Origin of the sequence: Exiguobacterium sp. s127 (genome assembly GCF_018618695.1) — a bacterium.
GTDB classification, from domain to species: Bacteria; Bacillota; Bacilli; order Exiguobacteriales; family Exiguobacteriaceae; genus Exiguobacterium_A; species Exiguobacterium_A oxidotolerans.
In genome coordinates this window covers 1-6590 of the sequence record NZ_JACSMO010000021.1, presented here as the reverse complement: position 1 = coordinate 6590, position 6590 = coordinate 1, and the positions used below count along the sequence as shown (strand labels likewise).

The following is a 6590-nucleotide window of genomic DNA, read 5'->3' as shown; positions in this document are numbered from 1 at the left end:
CACTTCTTTTTTTTTACCCAAAAATAAATTTAACATGGAGTCGTACCCAAGCCCGGCTGAAGGGGACGGACTCGAAATCCGTTAGGGGTCGTAAGGCCCGCGTGGGTTCGAATCCCACCGACTCCGCTTATATCGAGCATCTCACATCGTGTGAGGTGCTTTTTTATTGCACCAAGATCCGTTCGCATGCTATGTTTTCCTACATGTAAAAAGGAAGAAGGAGCACTTGATATGACCAATACAAAAGAAACCTTACTCACTCACTATAAAGAAACGATGAACTTCGTCCGTGAACTCGAACACATCCCGGAAGACGCGTGGCGTAGCTCATATGCGGAAGGCAAATGGACGATTGCTGAAATCGTAGGTCACTTGTCACCGTGGGACCGCTTCATGGTGGCAGAACGTCTTCCATTCATGTTGGCGGACGAACCATTCCGTGTGAAGCCGAACAGTCAGGAAGTCAACGAAGAAGCGGCGAAGATGAGTCGCGAGCAGCAACGAATCTTAACGATTGATGAATTCTTAGTCAGCCGTGACCTATTAAGCCGGGCCGTTGATTTGATTCCGGAAGAACGTTTGATGGATACGTTCACTTCGAACGGGAAAACGATGATGATCGTCGACTTGCTTGGCGCGATGAAACAGCACGACTTACATCACATCGACCAAATCAAACAAGTAACAGCACGCTAAAAAAAGCCCTTCGACGACTGTCGAGGGCTCAGGCTGTAGACAAAGTGCCATCGGGAGATCAAGCGTCTTTTTTCGTTGCTTTCCTCGGGCGAGGCGCAAGCCGTTGCTCCTTCGTCCTAACGGACAAGAAGCAGGGTCTTGTCTGCCTCTGAACGTGCGTTCCCCGCAGGAGTCAACGAAACGTGACGCTTTTTAGGTAACACTATGACGGAAAGCCAGTCATGCAGACGGTTTAGGGCGCAATCCGTCTCGAATCGCTTAGAACCGCGAAAAGCAATCGGTCGCGACCCTGCAGCTTTGCTGTAGCGGCGCGGAAGATTGCCGCTTTGAAGACGAGGCGAGACAGGGAAGCGCGACCGGATTGTCTTTCGTTATCGCATGTTCACGCTTTATAAGAGTTTGTCTACACGCAAAAGCCCTTCGGCGACTGTCGAAGGGCTTTTGCGTGTGAATCAACGTGTTTTTGCAATCCGGGCGACTTCAAGTTGTTTATCGATTTTCGAGAGGATACGTTCAATCGACTCCGGTTCATTGAGAAGATCATATTCATCGATGGATAAACGAAGGACCGGGCAAATCGTGAAGTTATTGATCCAGTTCGTATACCGTTCGTACATCTCTTCCCAATACTCGATTGGTGTTTGCTGTTCCATCTCGCGTCCGCGGAGACGAATCCGGTCGAGCACCTGTTCAAACGATCCTTCCAGATAAATCAACAAGTCCGGATGCGGGAAAAATGGCGTCATGACCATCGCATCGAACAAACTGGAGTACGTTTCGTAGTCCGTTGGTGACATCGTTCCTTTTTCGAAGTGCATCTTCGCGAAAATGCCTGTATCTTCGTAGATGGAGCGGTCTTGGATGAAACCACCACCGTATTGGAAGATTTTCTTTTGTTCTTTAAACCGTTCCGCTAAGAAATAGATTTGTAAGTGGAAGCTCCAGCGCTCGAAATCGTGGTAGAATTTATCGAGATAAGGGTTCGTATCGACTTTTTCAAGAGATGTCCGGAAGCCGAGTGCGTCTGCTAGACCATTCGTGATCGTCGATTTTCCGATTCCGACCATTCCACCGATCGTAATGACGGCATCTGCCGGAATATTGTATTTTTCACGTAACTTCGAGTTCATGCGTGGTTCGCTCCTTCATATAATTCATTGCGGATTTTAGTTAAGACATAATCCAAGTCTTCTGGGCGTTTGACGAAGTCGAGTTCATCTCCGTTAAAACGGATGACTTTGACTTCCGGGTGTTTGATTTGATACTCCGTGACGAACGTTTCGTAGTCTGCTGCGAGTTGCTCGAGATAATCGCGTGACATGTGTTCTTCAACTTCACGTCCGCGTAAGGCGACGCGTTTCATCAGTGTATCGATACTCGCATTCAAGTAGATGACGGCATCCGGTTTTGGCATATCCGTCGTTAAGATCGAATAAATTTGTTCATATTTATCGATGTGCTCTACTTTGAGCGAGCGGTGAGCAAAAATCAGGTTTTTAAAGATATGATAATCAGCGACGACAGAGCGTTGTTTACTTAGGTAGTGACGTTCGATATCATCGAGCTGTTTAAAGCGATTGCATAAAAAGAACATCTCTGTTTGGAAACTCCATTCTTCGATGTCCTCATAGAACTTTCCAAGAAAGGGATTTTCTTCGACAATTTCGCGTAACATAGAAAATGAGAAATGATGACTGATGGCGTTCGCAAGTGAAGTTTTGCCTACACCAATCGGTCCTTCAACCGTTATGAACATATTCAATTACCCTCCGTTCAGCAAAGTGCAATTTATATTTTAGCACAAAGCAGGGACCCCTGCCGAAGTTTCAGAGGGAGAATTTTTGTAAAGATAGGGAGTGAGTAGAAGTGGAGCGACACGAATATTATATGGAGCTCGCGATTGGTGAGGCGAAAAAGGCGGAAGCCATCGGCGAAGTGCCGATTGGGTGTGTCATCGTCAAAGACGATCAAGTCATTGCGACCGGGTATAATCACCGGGAAACGAATCATCAGGCGACGGCACACGCCGAATTACTCGCGATTGAGCAAGCGTGTGAAAAGCTCGGGAACTGGCGACTGGAAGGGTGCGAACTGTATGTGACGCTTGAACCGTGTCCGATGTGTGCCGGAGCCATCATGTTATCGCGGATTGAACATGTCATCTTCGGAGCCGATGATCCAAAAGGTGGTTGTTGCGGAACTTTGATGAACCTCATCCAAGATGAGCGCTTTAACCATGTTTCACGTCTGACGAGTGGTATATTAGAAAAAGAATGTGGTGAGTTGTTAACGGCGTTCTTTCGCGAACTTCGTGCGAAAAAGAAAGCAAAGAAACGTGCAATGGGTTGCAACAATTTAGACGAAACAGTATAATGAAAAAGCACTCGAACGGGTGCCACTAAAAAACGATAAATCATTTGCCGTGCTAGGTGGGGATGTAGCGGTTCCCTGTCACTCGCAATCCGCTATAGCGAGACTGAATTCCATATCGAGGGATATGATTGGTATGGTCTGCCTTACGTAAGTAGCGTTGACGTTTGAGTCCTGCGCAACAGATACCCATGAACTAGGTCAGGTCCGGAAGGAAGCAGCCTTAAGTGGTGCTCTCTGTGTGCCGCAGGAGTGCTTGAACTGAGCAGGCTGCGTGAGTAACGCATGTTGAACATATTTCAGAATATGGTGCGCGGCAGTTTAATTTTTATAAAACAAGTCTACAGCCGGTTTCGGTTGTAGACTTTTTTAGGTAGAATAGAACAAGGATCTTAAAAAAGAGGAGGCGCAAATTTGGCCTATCAAGCACTATACCGCGTGTATCGTCCGCAGCGTTTTGATGAAGTCGTCGGGCAAGCACATATCACTCGGACGATTCAAAACGCATTGATGGAAGAACGGATGTCACATGCCTACCTATTTTCAGGCCCGCGCGGAACGGGGAAGACAAGTCTTGCGAAAATCATCGCAAAAGCAATCAACTGTGAACACGCACCTGTAAAAGAACCGTGTAATGAATGCCCGACATGTCTCGCGATTACGGAAGGATCGAGTCCGGATGTGTTCGAAATCGATGCGGCTTCAAACAACGGAGTCGACGAAATTCGCGAAATCCGCGATAAGGTGAAGTACCCGCCTTCAGAAGCAGCCTATAAAGTTTATATCATCGATGAAGTGCATATGCTATCGACGGGAGCGTTCAATGCATTATTAAAAACGCTTGAAGAACCACCGGCACATGCGATTTTCATCTTAGCGACAACAGAGCCCCATAAAATCCCGGCGACCATCATTTCGCGTTGCCAACGTTTTGATGTCAAACGCCATGAAGTCGACCAACTAGTCGAACGGATGCAGTTCATCTTATCCGATCAAGAAATTGCCTACTCGGAGACGGCGTTACGGTTGATTGCACGCGCAGCAGACGGAGGAATGCGGGATGCCTTAAGTTTACTCGACCAAGCAGTCGCTTTCTCGAATGGGGATTTGACGGATGCTGCCGTACTCGAAGTAACGGGTGCCGTAGAAGACGAAGCGTTGCTCGCGATTGCAAACGCACTTCATAATCAGCAAGTCGATCAATTATTGCAGACACTTGAGCAGATGCAACGGGCAGGAAAAGACCTGAAGCGATTCGTCGAGGACCTGGTCTTCTTCTATCGGGATACGCTCCTGCTAAAAGCCTCACCGACGGCAGTCGATTTGTTAGAACGCGCCCGTCCGACAGAGGAATTCAAACAGTTTGTCGAAATGATTGAAGCGGAAACATGTTTCCATGTCATCGAACAACTGCATGATTGCCAACAACAGATGCGATTGACGAATCATCCACGTGTCTTAGTCGAGATTGCCTTCATCCAAATTACGGAACAGGGGCGTACGACGGGACAAATCGTCCAGTCATTGCAACAGGAAGTAAGAGAAATGAAGGAACAGATGCATCAGTTGAAAGCGAACGGTGTACCGGCAGCAGAAACAGTCGCGGCGCAACCAGCTAAACGGAAGCAAGGTCGTCCGACCGTGCGGATCGCGAAAGAGCGGATTCGACAAATGCTGATGCGAGCAGAAAAAGCACAATTGCTTGAAATCCAAGAGCGCTGGGATGCTATTCTAAAACTCATCTTAAAGCAAGATGGTCCGATCTATTCGCTTGTCCATGAAAGTAAACCCGTCTTGTGTTCGGGAGATACGTTATTGATTGAGTTTGATAACGGGAAGGGCTGGCATTTCGAACAAGTCATGACGAATGAACGAACGCGTTTCGTTATCGAAGAAGCCCTGTTTGAAGTATGTGGCGTCAAACGGGAGATTCTCGCAATTCTTGATCAAGACTGGAATGAATTAAAGGCAGAGTTTGTTGCAAAGCGAAATAGTAGTAATATAGAAGAGAAAGAGGTCGCTGAAGAATCGGAAAGCGATCGCTTATTATCCGAGACGCTTGGTCGTTTTGGTGATATCGTAGAATTTGAAGACTAATCTTACTTGAGGAGGAACAAATATGCGTGGTATGGGAAACATGAACAATATGATGAAACAAATGCAAAAGATGCAAAAGGATATGGCGAAAGCTCAGGAAGAACTTAAGGATTTGACAGTGACAGGTACAGCTGGCGGTGAAATGGTATCTGTCGTAGCTGATGGTCATAAAAATATCATCGACGTCATCATCAAAGAAGAAGTAGTGGATCCTGACGATGTCGAAATGATTCAAGATCTCGTCCTCGCTGCAACGAATGATGCATTGAAAAAAGTCGATGAACTTGTTTCAAGTAAAATGGGTAAATTTACGCAAGGTATGAACATGCCGGGAATGTTTTAAACTGTAGGGGGAAATCAATTGCAATATCCTGAAGCAATCAGTCGTTTGATTGAAAGTTTTACGAAGCTACCGGGGATCGGACCGAAAACGGCTGTTCGTCTTGCTTTTCATGTCTTAGACATGGAAGAAGATGATGTGTTGATGTTCGGGAAGGCACTCGTCAGCGCGAAGCGCGATATTTCTTATTGTAGCGTGTGTGGAAACATAACGGACAAAGATCCGTGTTATGTTTGTTCGGATAAACATCGTAATCGGACGGTTGTCTGTGTTGTTCAGGATTCGCGAGATGTGATTGCGATGGAGAAGATGCGAGATTATCAAGGGTTGTACCATGTACTCCACGGGGCGATTAGTCCAATGGAAGGGATTGGACCTGAAGACATTAACGTATCGAGTCTTTTGACACGTCTTCAAGAAGACGAAGCCATTACGGAAATCATCTTAGCAACGAATCCGAACATTGAGGGAGAGGCAACGGCGATGTACTTGTCACGTTTACTGAAACCGACGGGAATTCGTGTGACACGAATTGCACATGGTCTTCCTGTTGGGGGAGATTTAGAGTATGCGGACGAAGTTACATTATCCCGTGCGATGGAGGGAAGACGCGAACTATGAGTTGGTTTCGAAAAAAAATCCGAAACGAATACGATGAGCGTCTCCTTACAGAATTGTCTAAAGCAAAAGAAGACTACTTGATGAAACGTCATCTACTTGAGATTAGTTATGATGATTATGGTGATCTTGAAGCACAAATGAAATTAGCCGAGTCGTTGTATTTCTTCTATATAAGCGAAGCAAAACGAAGACGCGTTTCAATCATGATGAAGTGAACGAGTGAAGGCTGTGAGCCCGAGTGGTTTGCAGCCTTTAATCTGTTCTTAAAAAGAAGAATCGAAAAAAATGAAACTATTTTAATAAAACAGTTGTCATCCCCTAACTATCGTGGTATATTAATTCATGTCCTAAAGAGGACGCACGCTTGAAACGAACGAAAAAAACTTCTTTTAAAAAGTTGTTGACTTATCGTTCCAGACTTGGTATTCTAATTGAGTCGCCAAAACAGGCGCGGACGAACTTTGAA

Annotated in this window: 8 protein-coding genes, 1 tRNA gene and 1 other RNA gene; 8 read left to right on the top strand and 2 right to left on the bottom strand. The window is 46.0% G+C overall.

Annotation, left to right across the window (positions count from 1 at the left end):
* Positions 1–36 precede the first annotated feature (36 nt).
* Both KNP98_RS15705 and KNP98_RS15700 read left to right on the top strand, forming a co-directional pair.
* Positions 37–126, top strand: a tRNA-Ser gene (locus KNP98_RS15705).
* 105 nt (positions 127–231) lie between these two features.
* The gene (locus KNP98_RS15700) at positions 232–696 is read left to right on the top strand and encodes a DinB family protein (protein WP_157898458.1); all 465 of its coding nucleotides are present in this window, start codon (positions 232–234) and stop codon (positions 694–696) included.
* A gap of 452 nt (positions 697–1148) precedes the next feature.
* Here KNP98_RS15700 and KNP98_RS15695 read toward each other — a convergent pair whose 3' ends face one another.
* Complete coding sequence (locus KNP98_RS15695; RefSeq protein ID WP_029332186.1) at positions 1149–1826, bottom strand: deoxynucleoside kinase; 678 nt, start codon at positions 1824–1826, stop codon at positions 1149–1151.
* On the bottom strand, positions 1823–2452 hold the full coding sequence (locus tag KNP98_RS15690; protein WP_088835958.1) for a deoxynucleoside kinase: 630 nt from the start codon (positions 2450–2452) through the stop codon (positions 1823–1825). The genes KNP98_RS15695 and KNP98_RS15690 overlap by 4 nt, the downstream gene beginning before the upstream one ends.
* A 110-nt stretch (positions 2453–2562) precedes the next feature.
* On the opposite strand from KNP98_RS15690, the gene tadA reads away from it, so the two are divergent.
* The 6 genes from tadA to KNP98_RS15660 all read left to right on the top strand — a co-directional run bounded on the left by tadA (position 2563) and on the right by KNP98_RS15660 (position 6339).
* Positions 2563–3069 carry a tRNA adenosine(34) deaminase TadA gene (gene tadA, locus KNP98_RS15685; protein WP_214806043.1) on the top strand — a complete coding sequence of 169 codons (507 nt, stop codon included), beginning with the start codon at positions 2563–2565 and terminating at the stop codon, positions 3067–3069.
* Positions 3070–3116: 47 nt separating this feature from the next.
* An RNA gene (gene ffs, locus KNP98_RS15680) (signal recognition particle sRNA large type) lies at positions 3117–3383 on the top strand.
* A 97-nt stretch (positions 3384–3480) separates the two neighbouring features.
* Complete coding sequence (gene dnaX / locus KNP98_RS15675) at positions 3481–5163, top strand: DNA polymerase III subunit gamma/tau (RefSeq protein WP_088835960.1); 1683 nt, start codon at positions 3481–3483, stop codon at positions 5161–5163.
* Positions 5164–5185: 22 nt separating this feature from the next.
* A complete protein-coding gene (locus KNP98_RS15670; RefSeq protein ID WP_012368932.1) occupies positions 5186–5506 on the top strand; it encodes a YbaB/EbfC family nucleoid-associated protein in 321 nt (106 codons plus the stop codon).
* 18 nt (positions 5507–5524) lie between these two features.
* On the top strand, positions 5525–6124 hold the full coding sequence (gene recR, locus KNP98_RS15665; RefSeq protein ID WP_029332190.1) for a recombination mediator RecR: 600 nt from the start codon (positions 5525–5527) through the stop codon (positions 6122–6124).
* The gene (locus KNP98_RS15660) at positions 6121–6339 is read left to right on the top strand and encodes a YaaL family protein (RefSeq protein ID WP_029332191.1); all 219 of its coding nucleotides are present in this window, start codon (positions 6121–6123) and stop codon (positions 6337–6339) included. The genes recR and KNP98_RS15660 overlap by 4 nt, the downstream gene beginning before the upstream one ends.
* The last annotated feature ends 251 nt before the right edge of the window (positions 6340–6590 follow it).

Bases quoted from the DNA above. Each gene is read 5' to 3' on its own strand.
- KNP98_RS15700 (WP_157898458.1), top strand. From the start codon at position 232: ATGACCAATACAAAAGAAACCTTACTCACTCACTATAAAGAAACGATG.
- KNP98_RS15695 (WP_029332186.1), bottom strand. From the start codon at position 1,826: ATGAACTCGAAGTTACGTGAAAAATACAATATTCCGGCAGATGCCGTC.
- KNP98_RS15690 (WP_088835958.1), bottom strand. From the start codon at position 2,452: ATGTTCATAACGGTTGAAGGACCGATTGGTGTAGGCAAAACTTCACTT.
- KNP98_RS15670 (WP_012368932.1), top strand. From the start codon at position 5,186: ATGCGTGGTATGGGAAACATGAACAATATGATGAAACAAATGCAAAAG.
- KNP98_RS15660 (WP_029332191.1), top strand. From the start codon at position 6,121: ATGAGTTGGTTTCGAAAAAAAATCCGAAACGAATACGATGAGCGTCTC.